The organism is Leptotrichia sp. HMT-225 (genome assembly GCF_030644325.1).
GTDB lineage: Bacteria > Fusobacteriota > Fusobacteriia > Fusobacteriales > Leptotrichiaceae > Leptotrichia > Leptotrichia massiliensis.
Map to the genome: position 1 here is coordinate 1,216,350 of NZ_CP130323.1, position 15,242 is coordinate 1,231,591.

Consider the following 15,242-nt stretch of genomic DNA (forward strand, 5'->3'; position numbering starts at 1 on the left):
ACAATTATAGTAAGAAAAAGTTTTTAGAAGATATAAAAATAAATTATAAAATTTAGGAGGTAATGTAATGGGAACACCGCATATTGGAGCAAATAGAGGAGATGTTGCAGAAACTATACTATTGCCAGGAGACCCGCTTAGAGCAAAATATATTGCAGAAACATTTTTGGAAGACGTTGTTCAGTATAATAATGTTAGAGGAATGCTAGGATTTACTGGAACTTATAAAGGGAAAAAAGTATCTGTGCAAGGAACTGGAATGGGAGTGCCTTCAATTGGGATTTATTCACATGAACTGATAACTGAGTTTGGAGTAAAGAATTTGATTAGAATTGGAACAGCTGGTTCTTATCAGGAAGATGTAAAAATTAGGGATGTTGTTATTGCAATGTCAGCTTCAACTGATTCAGCTATTAACAAATTAAGATTTAATGGAGCGGATTATGCACCTACAGCAAGTTCAGATTTAGTTTTCAAGGCTTATGAAATTGCTAAGGCAAAAGGATTGAATGTAAAGGCTGGAAATGTATTTACAAGTGATACTTTCTATGGAGATGATCCTAATGCTTGGAAAAAATGGGCTGAATTTGGAGTATTATGTGTGGAAATGGAAACAGCACAACTTTATACAACTGCAGCAAAATTAGGGGTAAATGCCTTGACATTGCTTACAATTAGTGATTCATTCATTACTCATGAGGTAACAAGTGCTGAGGAAAGACAAACAACTTTCAATGAAATGATAGAAGTGGCTTTAGAAACAGCATTACAGCTTTAAAATAATTAAAGAAAATAACTAAAGGGAGAAAAAATTAGTGGAATTTTACAAAAGATTAGTTATAAAAGTTTTAGAACGTAGTTCAGTTGGTTCTGAAAATAGAATTTTGAAAAAGTTAAAAAGCGGGTATGACTTGACACAGAGAGAAATGTCAGAACTTGAAGAATTACTGGAAAATATTTTATAAATAAAGATATTTAATAAATCTTTATCTTTGAGACAAGGGGATTATCCCCTTGTTGTTAATTTAAACTAAAAGAAAGGAAAATAAAATGAAAATAGAAAATCTATATCCTGAAAAAGTTTTTCACTATTTTAGTGAAATTTCAAAAATACCAAGAGGTTCAAGAAAAGAAAAAAAGATTAGTGACTGGATTGTTGAATTTGCAAAGGAAAGAAATCTGGAAGTTATTCAGGACAAGGCATTGAATGTATTAATAAGAAAGCCTGCAACAGCTGGATATGAGCAATATTCACCACTTATCCTGCAAGGACATATGGATATGGTTTGGGAAAAAAATAAAAATACACAATTTGATTTTGAAACACAAGGAATTGAACTTGTTGTGGAAGATGGATACTTAAAGGCAAATGGAACAACACTTGGCGCAGATAATGGAATTGCTGTGGCTTATGCACTTGCGATACTTGACAGCAATGACTTGAAGCATCCAGCACTTGAAATTATTATCACAACTGACGAAGAAGACGGAATGAGCGGAGTTAATAACCTTGACTTTGGAATTTTTTCTGGAAAGACACTTATAAATTTGGATACTGAAGAATACGGACAAGTTTATGTGAGTAGTGCAGGTGGGGCGAGAATTCTTAATGAGTTTAACTTTGATGCTGAAAAACTAGAAGAAGATGATACTGTTATAAGTATTGATGTGAAAGGTCTTCTAGGTGGGCATTCAGGTGCTGAAATTCATTTAGGATTAGGAAATTCAAATAAAATTTTGGCAGAAGTTCTGAATCATTTAAATAAAAAATACACTCTTGCAATAATGGACATTGACGGTGGGGAAAAAACTAATGCAATACCGAGAGAGGCTGTGGCATTGCTGGCTGTGAAACTTGAAGATGAGAAAGTCAGTGATTTTGAAAGACTTACAAATTTGGCTTTTGAAAATATAACGAAAGATTTTAAAATTATTGACAAAAATCCAGTTATTGAAGTGAAGGAAGTTAAGAAAGAGGAACTAAAAAATCAAGGAAAATTATCAATTTCCAACACAAATGCCGTTATTTCATTTTTCCACGAATTTCCAAATGGAGTTATCTCAATGAGTAAAGATATCGAGGGACTTGTAGAAACTTCAATAAATCTGGGAGTTATAAAAACTGAAAATAAAGATGGAAAAATTGTTATAAAAATTCAGGCATTGCCAAGAAGTTCTGTAAATAAATCACTTGAAAAATTACTAAATGATGTGAAGGAACTTTCAGAAAAATATGGAGTGGCAGTAAAAATAAATTCTCCATATCCATCTTGGGAATACCGAAAAGATTCAAAGATTCGTGAAATAGTTGTAAACTCATTTAAAAAAATAACAGGAAAAGATCCTGAAATTAAGGCAATTCACGCTGGACTTGAATGCGGAATTTTTGATAATAATATGGAAAATGTTGATATTGTTTCAATTGGGCCTAATATTTACGGTGCTCACACTCCTGAAGAAAGAATGGAAATAGATTCAGTTGGAAAAACTTGGGAATTATTGTTAAAAGTTATGGAAGATTATAACATTAAATAAAAAATAAAAACAAAAGGAATATTAAATGAAAAAAGAGCCAAATAAACAAAAAGAAAAACTAAAAATAAATGAAATTATAGTGGTTGAAGGGCGAGATGACATAACAGCCATAAAACGAGTTGTAGATGCACATATTATCGCCTTAAACGGCTTCTCCGCATTATCTAAAAAAACAATAAATAAAATGATTCAATTGTCAAAAACTAATGATTTAATTTTATTTACAGATCCTGATTTTGCAGGAAAAAAAATTCGTGATACATTAAAAAGATATATTCCGAACATAAAGCATGCTTTTGTAAGTCAGAAAGATGCAACTAAAAATGATAATATAGGAGTTGAAAATGCCAATGACAAAGTAATTTTAGAGGCTTTGAAAAATGTTGTTACAGCTAATCAAGATATTGAAAATAGGTTTGATATTAGTGACTTGATTGATAATGGACTTATTTCTGGAAGTAATGCAAAGGAACGTAGAATAATGCTTGGAGATATTTTAAAAATTGGCTATTATAATGCCAAACAGCTTTTAAAGGCTCTTAATTCATTTAATATTTCAAAAGAACAGTTTGAGGAAGCTATTGAAGAAATAAATAGTTTATCTTGATAATTAAAATTGTGGTAAGATTGCTACACAATATCGAAGACTATACTCCGAATTTTATTTATCCAATTCTGAAATTTCTATTTCCAATCATCAAACGTAGTAGCTAAACAAATCAGTTTATTAAACTGTAAAGATATTTGTTATAGAATTTCTGAGATTTTAATTTTTTAGTAAAAGACAACTTGTTTGAGCTTTTCCATTTTATTTGAATTTACAATAACTTTATGAAATTTAAAATAACTTTTGCTAAAAGCGAGTTTTGTCTTTTGCTGTAAAATTAAAATTCGAGAAGCGGGGTTGTAAGGGCATGGCGTCTGGTGCCCTTACGATAAAAAAATTGGAAAAATGTAGTGAGTAATATTGCAATTTATGTTATTAAAAAAGCAAAAATTATATTTTAATTATTTAACTGATTTTTTATAAGGACAACTAATTAAATGGTCATCAACTATTCCGATTGCCTGTAAGAAAGAATAAACGATTGTAGATCCAACAAATTTAAAGCCACGTTTTTTCAAATCTTTACTGATTTTATCAGATAATTCTGTAGTAGCAGGTGCTTCTGATATCTCTTTCCAGTTATTGATAATTTGCTTGTTGTCTGTAAAATTCCAAATGTACTTGTCAAATGAACCAAATTCCTTTTGTACTTCCATAAATGCAAGAGCGTTTTTAACAGAAGCGGCTATTTTTAATTTATTTCTCACAATTCCTTCATTTTGAGCCAGTTCAGCCAACTTAGTTTCATCATATTTTGCAATTTTTTTATAATCAAAATTATCAAAAGCTTTTCTAAAATTTTCTCTTTTATTCAAAATAAGATTCCAGCTAAGTCCTGCCTGAAAGCCTTCCAATATTAGCATTTCAAAAAGATAATTATCATCGTGGGAAGGCACTCCCCATTCAGTATCATGATAGATAATGTCATTTTCAGATTTTGCTCATGGACATCTAGTTTTTTTCATATTCTAATCCTTTCAATTTTTTAGTTATTATAAGTAAAATTATTTTAAATTTTAAACATGTTATTAGGATTTAACATATTTTAAATATTCATTTATAAACAAGTCAATATCTCCATCCATAACCTTTTCAACGTTTCCCTCTTCTGCCTTTGTTCTGTGATCTTTTACCATTTTATAAGGCTGAAAGACATACGAACGGATTTGGCTTCCCCATTCGATTTTTGATTCGGTTCCTTTTAGTTCAGCCATTTCTTTTTCACGCTTTTCCAGCTCCAGCTCGAATAATTTAGATTTTAATATTTTCATTGCAGTTTCACGGTTTTTTAGCTGTGAACGTTCATTTTGGCATGTAACTACGATATTTGTTGGAATATGAGTAATTCTAACGGCTGAATCTGTTGTGTTTACGTGCTGCCCTCCTGCACCGCTTGCCCTGTAAGTATCAATTTTCAAGTCTTCTGTACGAATATCAATTTGAACATCATCTTCTATTTCTGGAGTAACATTAACTGCAGCAAATGAAGTATGCCTTCTAGCATTAGAGTCAAATGGAGAAATTCTGACAAGTCTGTGAACACCTTTTTCCCCTTTTAAATAACCATAAGCATAATTTCCTTTTATATTTAATGTTACACTTTTTATTCCAGCTTCTTCTCCAGCGAGGCTGTCAAGGATTTCAACTTTAAAATCATGTCGATTTGCCCACCTGTCGTACATTCTGTAAAGCATTTCAGCCCAGTCACATGCCTCAGTTCCACCAGCCCCTGAATTTATCGTAAGAATTGCATTATTCATGTCGTATTCTTCGTCCAAAAGCAATTTTGTCTTAAAATTATCAATTTCGTTCTTCAAATCCTGTGCTTTTTGCTCAAGTTCATTTTCAAACGAATTGTCCCCCATCTCAATAAACTCAATAATGGTAGAAACATCTTCAAAAAGCCCGTTTAAACTGCTGTATTCCTCAAGGAGCTTTTTCTTTGCACTAATAGTCTTTAATATTTCCTGACTGTTCTCGCTATTCCAGAAATCTGCCTCAAACGTCTTTTTCTCCAAATTATCAATTTCATTTTTTAAATTTTCAATGTCAAAGATGCCTCCTGATTTCTTCAATATTAATTTCATTTATTTCGTTTTGTTTTTTTATTTCAAATAAATCCATATTTTTAAACCTTTCTTTATATTATTTTGCTAACTTTTTTGATTCTAAAGTAAAATTTTTTTTAGAAAAAAAGAAAATAACTATTAAATAAGTTTTCAATACAAAAAATCTTTTAAATTTAGATTTTGTATTTTTTTGGAAAATATTAAAAGAAGCTGCCTTTTAAAACAGCCCCTTTATAAGTTTTTAAAAGTAAAAATTTTAGATAATAATTATTTTTGAACTCTGACACCTTCAACAACTTTATTGTTTTCTTCGTCATACCAAACTTCATTTTGTAAAGTTTCCTCTTTTACGTATGATAAGATGTTGTTAAATGTAGCTTCAGCAATGTTATCTAATGCTTCTTTTGTTAAGAATGCCTGGTGAGAAGTCAAAACGACGTTGTTGAATGATAATAATCTAGCTAGCAAATCATCTTCCAGCACGCTTGCTGATTCATCTTCAAAGAAATAGCTGCTTTCATTTTCATAAACATCAAGTCCTGCTCCGCCGATTTTTTTGTCTTTTAATCCTTCAACGAGAGCTTCGGTATCAATTAATCCACCTCTGGCGGCATTGATGATAATAACGCCATCTTTCATTTTAGCAATAGTTTCTTTGTTAATTGTGTGTCTTGTTTCAGGGAATAATGGGCAATGTAATGAAATCACGTCAGAATTTGCAAATATTTCATCTAATGTTACATAAGTGAAGTTTTCTTCTTTTGCGGCTTGTTCATTAGGAAATTTATCATAACCAATAACTTTCATTCCTAGTCCATTTAAAATTTTTATAAAAATTCTTGCGATTCTACCAGTTCCTATAATTCCAGCAGTTTTTCCGTTTAAATCCATTCCAGTTAATCCTGCTAAACTAAAGTTACCTTCCCTTGTTCTGTTATAGGCTTTGTGAGTTTTTCTGTTTACTGACATAAGAAGAGCTAGTGAATGTTCAGCAACGGCAAATGGCGAATAGGCAGGTACTCTTAAAACAGTGATTCTGTTTTCACGTGCAGCTTTTAAGTCAATGTTGTTATAGCCAGCACATCTTGCGGCAACAACCCTAACTCCATTTTTTGCAAGTATATTTAGTACCTTTGCATTTAAATCATCATTTACAAATGTACAGACTACATCCTGATATTTTGTAAGCATTACATTTTTTAGACTTAATTTTTCTTCAAAATATGTAATGTTTGCCCCAAATGTTTCATTCCATTTATCAAAAAATTCAATATCATAAGGTTTTGCATCGAAAACTACAATTTTCATTTTACATTCCTCCTAAAATTTATTATCATATTATATTCATTATAGCAAAAAAAATTAGGCTAAGTCAAATGATTTTACAAGATTTTTATTATTTTTAAAAAGTTTTCTATAAAGTGATTCTAAAAAAGTAAAGAAGTAAAAAAAATAAATAAAATATGTTAAAATTTTTTATGAGAGAGTAAAAATGAAAGGAGAGGTTATCTTTATATGATAAAAAATTGAAAAAAGATAACAAAAATCATGAAAGATTTAATTGAATTATTTTTTGTATTTGCAAAAATAGGATTATTTACCTTTGGTGGTGGATATGCAATGCTGCCTATGTTGCAAAAAGAAATAGTGGAAAAACATAAATGGGCTAAAGAAGATGAAATTATGGATTATTTTGCAATTGGACAAGTTACACCTGGCATAATAGCTGTAAACACAGCTACGTTTGTCGGACATAAGACAAAGGGAATTATAGGAGGAATTGTTGCTACAGCGGGTATGGTGTTTCCGTCAATAATTATTATTACGGTAATTGCTGCATTTTTGAAAAACTTTGCGAATTATAAGCCAGTTCAGTATGCTTTTAATGGAGTTAGAGCCTGTGTTTGTGTATTAATTTTTAAAGCAGTGAGAAAAATGGCAAAAAATTCAGTAGTTGATAAGTTTTGTTTTATTATTTTTATTATGGTAATTGTGTTATCAGTTACAAATTGGGTATCTACAGCTTTAATTGTAGTTCTTACTGGAATTTCTGGTATTTTTATAAAAAATTTTGTAAAAAAGGGGATTAAATAATGAAAATAGAATTAATTAAATTATTTGAGTTATCATATGAATTTTTTAAAACAGGTTTATTTGCAGTAGGTGGAGGGCTTGCTACACTTCCGTTTTTGTATGATATTGGAAAAAGAACTGGCTGGTACACAGCAGGCGATGTATCAAATATGATTGCAATTTCCCAATCTACTCCTGGTCCAATGGGAATAAATATGGCAACTTATGTTGGTTTTTCAGTATCAGGATTAATCGGTGCGATATTAGCTCCAACAGCAATAGTACTTCCATCAGTGATTATAATAATTGCAATTTCAAAAGCATTGACAAAATTTAAAGAAGCTGCATTAGTGCAAAAAATCTTTTATGGATTACGTCCCGCATCAACAGGTCTTATTGTAGCAGCAGGTTTAGGAGTAGCTAAAATAACACTTTTAAATTTACCAAAATATAAAATTACACAGAATTTAATTGATATATTAAATTATAAGTCAATAATTCTAGCATTAGTTATTTTTGGAATAATGAAAAAATTTGATTTACATCCGATTGTGTTAATTTTAATTGCAGCTATTATTGGAATAGCGTTTAAATTTTAATTAATAAATTTATTTCTATTTTCCTAGTAAAAAAATATAGCAAATTTGAGAAAAATATGATATAAGTATAATTGAAGAAGAAATTAAGTAAATTAAAAATTTAAGATTTAAGAGAGGATTGATTTGATGAACGCAGTAACAGTCAGTACAATTAACTATCAGCAGATGGCTTTTGGATTCTTAGGTGGATTAGGATTGTTCCTATTTTGTATAAAGTACATGGGGGACGGACTGCAAATGGCTGCTGGAGATAGACTTAGATATATTTTGGATAAATATACAACTTCTCCGTTTTTGGGAGTTCTAGTTGGAATTTTTGTAACGGCTTTGATACAGTCAAGTTCAGGAACATCAGTTATTACTATAGGTTTAGTTGGAGCAGGACTTCTAACTTTAAGACAGGCAATCGGAATTATTATGGGAGCAAATATTGGTACAACGATTACAACTTTCATAATTGGATTTAATATTACGCATTATGCATTACCGATATTGTTTTTAGGAGCAGCGTGCCTATTTTTCGTAAAACATAATTTCATAAATAATTTAGGTAGAATTTTATTTGGTTTTGGGGGAATATTTTTTGCATTGACATTGATGTCAAGTGCAATGGAGCCACTTAAACATTTACCAGCATTTACAGAATTAACAATAAAATTAAGTAACAGTCCAGTTTTAGGAGTATTCATCGGTACAATAATTACAATGCTAGTTCAGGCTTCAAGTGCCACAATTAGTATTTTACAAAATGTGTATCAAGAAAATCTTATAACGTTAAAAGCGGCATTGCCTGTACTTTTTGGGGATAACATCGGAACAACTATAACAGCAATAATTGCAGTAATTGGAGCAAATACTTCAGCAAAAAGACTTGCTTTATCACATACAATGTTCAATGTTATAGGAACAATTATTTTTATGATTTTCTTATCGCCATTTTCGATGTTTGTGGAAAAAATGGCTCAGTTTTTTCATTTGAATCCAAAAGTAACAATAGCATTCGCACATGGTTCGTTTAATGCTATGACAACAATTTTACTATTCCCATTTATTGGAGTACTTGAATATATTGTTGTCAAAATAATTAAAGAAAAAGAAGAGGATAAAGTTGAACACAAACCAAGATATCTGGATGCTGCATTAATATATACTCCTTCAATTGCATTGGGACAAGTAAAACAGGAAATGCTTTCGATGATTTCAATTGCATTAAAAAACTTGGAAAGATCAGTTGAATTTTTCCATGATCATAACGAGAAAACTGCAGAAAGAGTTGACAAAACAGAGGAAGCAATAAATAATATCGATCAGGAAATAACAAAATACTTAACTTCATTATCACAGGAACATATAACTGAAAAAGATGGAGAAGAAATCAGCATGTATCTTGATATGTGCCGTGATGTAGAACGTATAGGGGATCATGCAGTTGGAATTGTAAGAGACACCAGATATGAAATTAAGAAAAAATTGGTATTTACAGAAATAGCTCATGAAGAAATACAAAAATTGTTCCTAATTTCAAAACAAATTATTGAAACGGCTGAAGAGGCACTAAGAAATAATGACACAGAAAAAGCCTTTATAGTAGTAGATTTGCACAACAAACTTTACACAAAGGAAAAAGAAGTGAGAAAAGCGCATATAAGCCGTGTAAGTAAACAGGAATGCGATGTAAAAGCAGGACTTTACTACATAGATGTTGTATCACATTTCACAAGAATCGGAGACCATGCCAGAAACTTAGTTGAAAAAATGATTGAAAATAAGGCAAATTAGAGGATATAAGAATAGGCTAGCGATAGCCTATTTTTTAAAAGGTTAAATTTTGGGGAAAAATTACAGGATTTTTTAAGGAAAAAGACTAAAATTTTACAAGAATAAGGTGTATAATATAATTGTGGAAGTATTCAAAAATTATAAATTTAATTAAAATAGTTATGAAAAAGGAGGATGATTAACTATGAGAAAGATTGGAAATATAATACTTGGAGCTCTAATTATGTTAGTTGGACTTGTAATTTTGACAGAAAGTAATGATAATCATATTGATATAAAAATTTCAGATAACGAAAATTTGAGTGTAGATAACATAAAAAATGTAACAGCAGTAACTGAAAAAAAAGGTTCAGGAAAAAAAGTAAAGGCTGTAATTATTGAGTTTGATAAAACAATAAAAAATGAAAAATTATCAAAAAATGCAGTTACTGTTACTCAAAAGAGTATTGCCAAAAAAAATATAGACGATCCAGAGGATGAACCTTTAGCAAATACAACTGAAACAAAAGTAAATAGAGAAATTTCCAAGATATATGCGAGTGATAAAATTGATGAAAATGGAAAAGAAGGAAATGGGAAATATCTTTACGTAGAATTGGCTGAAGACACAAAAAATAATAATATTGTTGCACAAACAGACTTGGATAGTGTTAAAATATCTGTTTCGCAAGATAACAATAATTATTTTATAGGTAGTAAAAGCTTTAATGTGAATGGTAAATAAAATTAAGAGGGGAATTTTTGACAAGAATGGTAAAAATGATAAAATTAGTAGTACTAATAAGTTTACTGATGGTAATAATCAGTTGTTCAAATAAAAACAACACACAAGTAAATAAATCTGATTTGACAGAAAATAAAGCTAAAAATGACGCATCAACAGATACTGGATATTTAAAAAACATAACATATTCAAATTTAGCAGATAAAAAAGTACAAAATGAAGTACAGGAAATATTAAAAAATTCTGGAGTTAATCCTAGCAATATAAATCTTTTTTCCAAAAGTGTAAATTATTATAATGAAGCAACTCAAAATAAAGGGCTTATAAAAGAAGGCTTTGTTAATTCTGAAAATATAAATCCAACTTATGATGAAGTGGCTATCCAGCAAATTTGGGATAAAAAAAATAAGAATTTTCCAGGCTTTAATTGCCGGATAACAGCATTTACATTTATGAAAGATTACGTAAAAGTAGAAAAACCAGTTGTAAAAACAGGAGAAATGCTTTTTATGGATATGGAGTCACTAAAAAATGTACCATTTGAATTATTTTCACAAAATGAAAAGGATAGATTTGTAAATTTATTTTCAGAAATTCCGACAAAGGCTACTAAAGATGTAAATATTCACGTTGAAAATGTTAAAAATGTGTGGAAAGAGCGAGGAGTTACATTTGATAAAAATAGTAAAATATCAATGATTTCTGTGTTTTTTCATTTTAATGATGAACCTGAAGAAAATATTTTATTTATTGGACATGTTGGAGTTCTTGTTCCAGAAAACAATGGGAAACTTATATTTATTGAAAAACTAGCTTTTCAACAGCCTTATCAAGTATTAAAATTTAATAATCGAACAGAACTGAATGATTATCTTATGAACAAATACGATACTGCATGGGGACAACAGACTGCGAAGCCATTTATTATGGAAAACGATGAATTGCTAAAGGGCTACAGAGGGAATCCAAATAATAATAAATAATTATTTAAAATATTTTAAGAGGAGTATCTAACAATGCTTTTTTTTACAAGAAAAAAATCATTGAAATTATTTGCTGGAATAAGTTTATTGGTAGTTTTTCAATTTGCTTGTAGTAATGAAGTGAAAAATAATTCTAAAGAAATAAATTCAGAAAATAATATGAAATCTGAAAAATTAATAAATCCAGAGGAAATGACACTGCAAGCAAGATATGGTGTTCCGCAAGGATATAAAAGAGTAGTGGTAGAAAAAGGCAGTTTTGCTGAATTTTTAAGAAATCAGAAATTAAAGCCTTATGGAGAAAAAGTGCAGTATTTTAATGGAAATTATAAACGAAGTGAAGGGATTTATGATAGTGTATTTGATGTAGAAATAGGTGACAGAGATTTACATCAATGTGCTGATGCAATAATGCTTTTACGTGCGGAATATTTTTATGGTAAAAAAGAATATGATAAAATTAATTTTAACTTTGTAACAGGATTTAATGCACAGTATTCTAAATGGATACAAGGTTATCGGATAAATCCTAGTGGGAAAGGAAGTTACTATAAAAAATCAGCTTCATCTAATACATACAAGGATTTTAGAAACTTTATGAATATTGTTTTTGGATATGCAGGAACATTATCGCTTGAAAAGGAAATGACACCGCAAAAAATCGAAAATATGAAAATAGGAGATGTCTTTATTATGGGCGGCAGTCCAGGACACGCTGTTATTGTAGTGGATATGGCAGAAAACGAGAAAGGGGAAAAAATATTTATGCTTGCCCAATCGTACATGCCTGCACAGCAGACTCAAATTTTGATAAATCCTGATAATGATGGAGTATGGTATTCATTGAAAGGGAAAGATGTACTTGTAACGCCTGAATGGAAATTTCCGATAGAAAAATTAAGGAAATTTTAGTTATTATAAAATGCATAGTAAAACTACTTTAAAATGGAACTTAAAGGCTATGAGTATACTTTTAAAATTAAGATTAATTTGAATAAAATTGATAGAATAGTTTGAATATATAAAATAAAAAACTCAGAAGATAAATATTATTTTCCGAGTTTTTTTGTTTAAGAAATTAAATAATTAGATTATTTTTTTACTTTTCTTGTTTTTTTGTCTTTTTTTGCTTTTGAACCTTTTGATAATTTTTTATCAGAAGATTTTTTTCTTCCTTTTCTATCTTTTCTTTTGTCTGATTTTTTACCAGACTTTTCCCCACCATTTCTATTTCCAGTAGCTTCTTCAACAAGCGGTTTTGAATCTTTTTTAGAATTTAAGGCTCTCATTATGAATTGAGCTTCTTGTAATGGTACGGTTATGAAAGAGTATTTGTCCATAATTTTAACATCTTTTACTTTTCTTCCTGGTGTTTTTGCTTTTTTATTTAATAAATCAAGCAATCTTCCCACATTATAACCATCTTTACTTCCAAGAGCAATAAATAATCTTGTTTTGTCATCAATTTTAACTTTTACATCTTGAATTTCATTATAATTGTCAGGTAAGAATTCATCTTCATAAACATGTCTTAATACAGAAGCAAGGACTTGTTTTGCATCTCTTCCATCCATTAGTTTTTCAGCCAGTTCTTTATAAGCATCAAAATCATTTTCCTTAATGATTTCATCAACATAAGCCACCAATGCTTCTCTTTTTGCCTCAAGAATTTCTTCTACATTTGGAATGTCTTCCCGTTTTATGTCAGTTTTTGTGATACGTTTAATTTGAGCAAGTTTGCTAGCTTCTCTTGGAGTTACAAATGTTATTGCAACACCTTTTTGTCCAGCACGTCCTGTTCTTCCTATTCTGTGAACATAAGATTCAGCTTCTTGAGGGATAGAGTAGTTGATAACATGTGTTAGATTACTTACGTCAATTCCACGTGCGGCAACGTCTGTTGCGACTAATATAGTTAATATTTTCTTTTTGAATAAGTCAAGTGCCTTTTGTCTGAGAGCCTGAGTAATATCTCCGTGAATACACTCTGCATCGTAGTTTCTAGCCTTTAATTTGTTTGTAACATCATCTACTTCAGATTTTGTACGGCAAAATACAATTCCATAAAAATCTTGTTCATAATCAAGAACTCTGCATAAAGCTTCAAATTTATCTTCCTGTTTTACCTCATAGTAAATTTGTTCAGTCAAATTAGTAGTAAGTTCTTTTTTCTCAACTTTTAATAATTTATGTTCTGGCATAAATCTTTTGGCAATAGCCATAATCGCTTTAGGAATTGTTGCTGAAAAGAATAACATTTTTTTCTCATCGTTAGTTTTTTCCAGAATAGCTTCAATATCTTCCAAAAATCCCATATTTAGCATTTCATCGGCTTCATCTAGCACAAAATAATCTAAATTGTCAACTTTTAGTACTTTTTTTCTCATTAAATCCATAACACGTCCTGGTGTTCCAACGACAATATCTACTCCAGATTTTAATTTTTTTATTTGATTTTCTATAGAAGCCCCACCATAAACAGCAAGTACTTTTAAATCCTTTGTTCCTTTCAAAGAATAAATTTCATCAGCAACTTGATTGGCAAGTTCTCTTGTTGGTGTTAATATTAAGGCTCTAACTGTTTTGTCAGCTTCAATTGTTTCCAAAATTGGGATACCAAATGCTGCAGTTTTACCTGTTCCTGTCTGTGCTTGTCCTATCAAGTGAGTTCTTTCTTTTAATAATTCAGGGACTACCAATTTTTGTATTTCACTTGGCTCCTCGAATCCTTTTTTGCTTAAAGCGTTAAGCATCTCTGTACTTAATCCAAAATCTTCAAATCTTTGCATTACTTTTTTATTTACCTTCTTTCGTTTTATAATTTAATTTATACTTATTTATTTAAAAAAATTTTTGTATATATCATTATACCACACTTTTGTTATTTTTGTACTTAAATTTATCTAAAAAAATATTTTTTTGTAAAAATATACCATAAAGGCTAAATATAACAAAAAAATACAGAAACAGTAAACGTTCCTGTATTGAAAATATTTTATCTATTAGGATGCCAAGTCGAAAGAACCTCTGCTAGCTCTGCTTGATATTTCGGATAACCTTCTTGAGTTAAAGAATAAAGTTTTCCATTGGCTTTAATAAAGTACATTGCTAATACTGTTCCATCATCAAAAGCAACAATTACTCTCTGTCCATTATAACCATTTAAAGTAACATCATTCATTTCAATATTTTCTTCAGGAATTCCTGAATTAAGATACTTTGCTACTTTTGATATTGCCATTTCTTCAGGAGTGACACTTTGATTATTAACTATACCCAGAGTAATAATGTTTGTATTATCTATGGATACTTGTTTTGCGGTGGAGGGAGTAGCTGGATTAGAATCGACAAATTCATGCCAATTTGTTGGTACTGTAATAAATCCAACTATTTTGCTTCCAAATCTGATAGTTTCTTGTGAGTTTCCTCTTGCAAAAGAGAATAGTGAAATTGCCAAAAATAACACTAATAAAATTTTTTTTAAATTTTTCATTTTCTTTACCTTACCTTCTTTTTAATTAAATTAATATTTGTTAATCAATTCGTTCCCATTTTAAACATTGCCCAGTATAAGTGTTTTGAACAGCACAATAAGTTTTTAATTCATTGTAAGTACGGTTACGCAGTTCTGCATCTGCCTTTTCGCTTCCTGCGAGTGCCAGTAAACTTGTACAGCTGTTAAATGCTGACATTACTAAAATAACTGTTAAAAGTTTTAAAAAATTTTTCATAAATAATCATTCCTTTCTAATTTTAAAAACGGTAAATTATTTTCTTTTGTTTTCAAAATAATTATACAACAAGAAATTCAAAAAGTCAATATCTTTGTATTATAAAATGTAAAAAAATAAAAGTAAATAGAAAACTGTTTAA

The 15,242-nt window shown here is 29.9% G+C and carries 16 protein-coding genes; 10 read left to right on the plus strand and 6 right to left on the minus strand.

Features of this window, described 5'->3' with window-relative positions:
- Window positions 1-67 precede the first annotated feature (67 nt).
- The 4 genes from deoD to rnmV all read left to right on the plus strand — a co-directional run bounded on the left by deoD (window position 68) and on the right by rnmV (window position 3,142).
- Window positions 68-778, plus strand: coding sequence for a purine-nucleoside phosphorylase (gene deoD / locus QU666_RS06035; protein ID WP_021768896.1), 711 nt, complete (start codon window positions 68-70; stop codon window positions 776-778).
- 37 nt (window positions 779-815) lie between these two features.
- Complete coding sequence (locus QU666_RS06040) at window positions 816-965, plus strand: hypothetical protein (RefSeq protein WP_021768895.1); 150 nt, start codon at window positions 816-818, stop codon at window positions 963-965.
- Window positions 966-1,050: 85 nt separating this feature from the next.
- Window positions 1,051-2,535, plus strand: a complete 1,485-nt coding sequence (locus QU666_RS06045; RefSeq protein WP_021768894.1) for an aminoacyl-histidine dipeptidase — start codon at window positions 1,051-1,053, stop codon at window positions 2,533-2,535.
- A 25-nt stretch (window positions 2,536-2,560) separates the two neighbouring features.
- Window positions 2,561-3,142, plus strand: coding sequence for a ribonuclease M5 (rnmV, locus tag QU666_RS06050; RefSeq protein ID WP_021768893.1), 582 nt, complete (start codon window positions 2,561-2,563; stop codon window positions 3,140-3,142).
- 401 nt (window positions 3,143-3,543) lie between these two features.
- On the opposite strand, the gene QU666_RS06055 is transcribed toward rnmV, so the two are convergent.
- The 3 genes from QU666_RS06055 to QU666_RS06065 all read right to left on the minus strand — a co-directional run bounded on the left by QU666_RS06055 (window position 3,544) and on the right by QU666_RS06065 (window position 6,519).
- Window positions 3,544-4,065 (minus strand): DNA-3-methyladenine glycosylase I, encoded by a 522-nt coding sequence (locus QU666_RS06055; protein WP_232218423.1) that lies wholly within the window; start codon window positions 4,063-4,065, stop codon window positions 3,544-3,546.
- Between the two features lie 105 nt (window positions 4,066-4,170).
- Window positions 4,171-5,266 (minus strand): peptide chain release factor 2 gene (gene prfB, locus QU666_RS06060; protein ID WP_198012117.1). Its coding sequence is split into 2 segments (ribosomal slippage): window positions 4,171-5,193 and window positions 5,195-5,266, totalling 1,095 coding nucleotides; the frame shifts between segments, so codons are not numbered across the junction.
- Window positions 5,267-5,478: 212 nt separating this feature from the next.
- A complete protein-coding gene (locus QU666_RS06065) occupies window positions 5,479-6,519 on the minus strand; it encodes a 2-hydroxyacid dehydrogenase (RefSeq protein WP_021768890.1) in 1,041 nt (346 codons plus the stop codon).
- A gap of 240 nt (window positions 6,520-6,759) precedes the next feature.
- On the opposite strand from QU666_RS06065, the gene QU666_RS06070 reads away from it, so the two are divergent.
- From QU666_RS06070 to QU666_RS06095, 6 genes are all read left to right on the plus strand, one after another.
- Window positions 6,760-7,305: a chromate transporter gene (locus QU666_RS06070; protein ID WP_021768889.1), complete on the plus strand. Its 546-nt coding sequence runs from the start codon at window positions 6,760-6,762 to the stop codon at window positions 7,303-7,305.
- Window positions 7,305-7,883, plus strand: a complete 579-nt coding sequence (locus QU666_RS06075; protein WP_021768888.1) for a chromate transporter — start codon at window positions 7,305-7,307, stop codon at window positions 7,881-7,883. Before QU666_RS06070 ends, QU666_RS06075 begins: the two co-directional genes overlap by 1 nt.
- 126 nt (window positions 7,884-8,009) lie before the next feature.
- Window positions 8,010-9,662: a Na/Pi cotransporter family protein gene (locus QU666_RS06080; RefSeq protein ID WP_021768887.1), complete on the plus strand. Its 1,653-nt coding sequence runs from the start codon at window positions 8,010-8,012 to the stop codon at window positions 9,660-9,662.
- A gap of 184 nt (window positions 9,663-9,846) precedes the next feature.
- The gene (locus QU666_RS06085) at window positions 9,847-10,386 is read left to right on the plus strand and encodes a hypothetical protein (protein WP_021768886.1); all 540 of its coding nucleotides are present in this window, start codon (window positions 9,847-9,849) and stop codon (window positions 10,384-10,386) included.
- A 35-nt stretch (window positions 10,387-10,421) separates the two neighbouring features.
- Window positions 10,422-11,369: a DUF4300 family protein gene (locus tag QU666_RS06090; RefSeq protein WP_304984778.1), complete on the plus strand. Its 948-nt coding sequence runs from the start codon at window positions 10,422-10,424 to the stop codon at window positions 11,367-11,369.
- Window positions 11,370-11,528: 159 nt separating this feature from the next.
- Window positions 11,529-12,281: a DUF4846 domain-containing protein gene (locus QU666_RS06095; protein WP_232218421.1), complete on the plus strand. Its 753-nt coding sequence runs from the start codon at window positions 11,529-11,531 to the stop codon at window positions 12,279-12,281.
- Between the two features lie 179 nt (window positions 12,282-12,460).
- On the opposite strand, the gene QU666_RS06100 is transcribed toward QU666_RS06095, so the two are convergent.
- From QU666_RS06100 to QU666_RS06110, 3 genes are all read right to left on the minus strand, one after another.
- Entirely contained in the window at window positions 12,461-14,158 is a 1,698-nt protein-coding gene (locus QU666_RS06100; RefSeq protein ID WP_021768883.1) for a DEAD/DEAH box helicase, read from the minus strand.
- 206 nt (window positions 14,159-14,364) lie between these two features.
- Entirely contained in the window at window positions 14,365-14,862 is a 498-nt protein-coding gene (locus QU666_RS06105; protein WP_021768882.1) for a hypothetical protein, read from the minus strand.
- 40 nt (window positions 14,863-14,902) lie between these two features.
- The gene (locus tag QU666_RS06110) at window positions 14,903-15,100 is read right to left on the minus strand and encodes a hypothetical protein (RefSeq protein WP_021768881.1); all 198 of its coding nucleotides are present in this window, start codon (window positions 15,098-15,100) and stop codon (window positions 14,903-14,905) included.
- Between the last annotated feature and the right edge of the window lie 142 nt (window positions 15,101-15,242).

Bases quoted from the DNA above. Each gene is read 5' to 3' on its own strand.
- deoD (WP_021768896.1), top strand. From the start codon at position 68: ATGGGAACACCGCATATTGGAGCAAATAGAGGAGATGTTGCAGAAACT.
- QU666_RS06045 (WP_021768894.1), top strand. From the start codon at position 1,051: ATGAAAATAGAAAATCTATATCCTGAAAAAGTTTTTCACTATTTTAGT.
- rnmV (WP_021768893.1), top strand. From the start codon at position 2,561: ATGAAAAAAGAGCCAAATAAACAAAAAGAAAAACTAAAAATAAATGAA.
- QU666_RS06065 (WP_021768890.1), bottom strand. From the start codon at position 6,519: ATGAAAATTGTAGTTTTCGATGCAAAACCTTATGATATTGAATTTTTT.
- QU666_RS06070 (WP_021768889.1), top strand. From the start codon at position 6,760: ATGAAAGATTTAATTGAATTATTTTTTGTATTTGCAAAAATAGGATTA.
- QU666_RS06075 (WP_021768888.1), top strand. From the start codon at position 7,305: ATGAAAATAGAATTAATTAAATTATTTGAGTTATCATATGAATTTTTT.
- QU666_RS06080 (WP_021768887.1), top strand. From the start codon at position 8,010: ATGAACGCAGTAACAGTCAGTACAATTAACTATCAGCAGATGGCTTTT.
- QU666_RS06085 (WP_021768886.1), top strand. From the start codon at position 9,847: ATGAGAAAGATTGGAAATATAATACTTGGAGCTCTAATTATGTTAGTT.
- QU666_RS06090 (WP_304984778.1), top strand. From the start codon at position 10,422: ATGATAAAATTAGTAGTACTAATAAGTTTACTGATGGTAATAATCAGT.
- QU666_RS06095 (WP_232218421.1), top strand. From the start codon at position 11,529: ATGAAATCTGAAAAATTAATAAATCCAGAGGAAATGACACTGCAAGCA.
- QU666_RS06100 (WP_021768883.1), bottom strand. From the start codon at position 14,158: ATGCAAAGATTTGAAGATTTTGGATTAAGTACAGAGATGCTTAACGCT.
- QU666_RS06105 (WP_021768882.1), bottom strand. From the start codon at position 14,862: ATGAAAAATTTAAAAAAAATTTTATTAGTGTTATTTTTGGCAATTTCA.
- QU666_RS06110 (WP_021768881.1), bottom strand. From the start codon at position 15,100: ATGAAAAATTTTTTAAAACTTTTAACAGTTATTTTAGTAATGTCAGCA.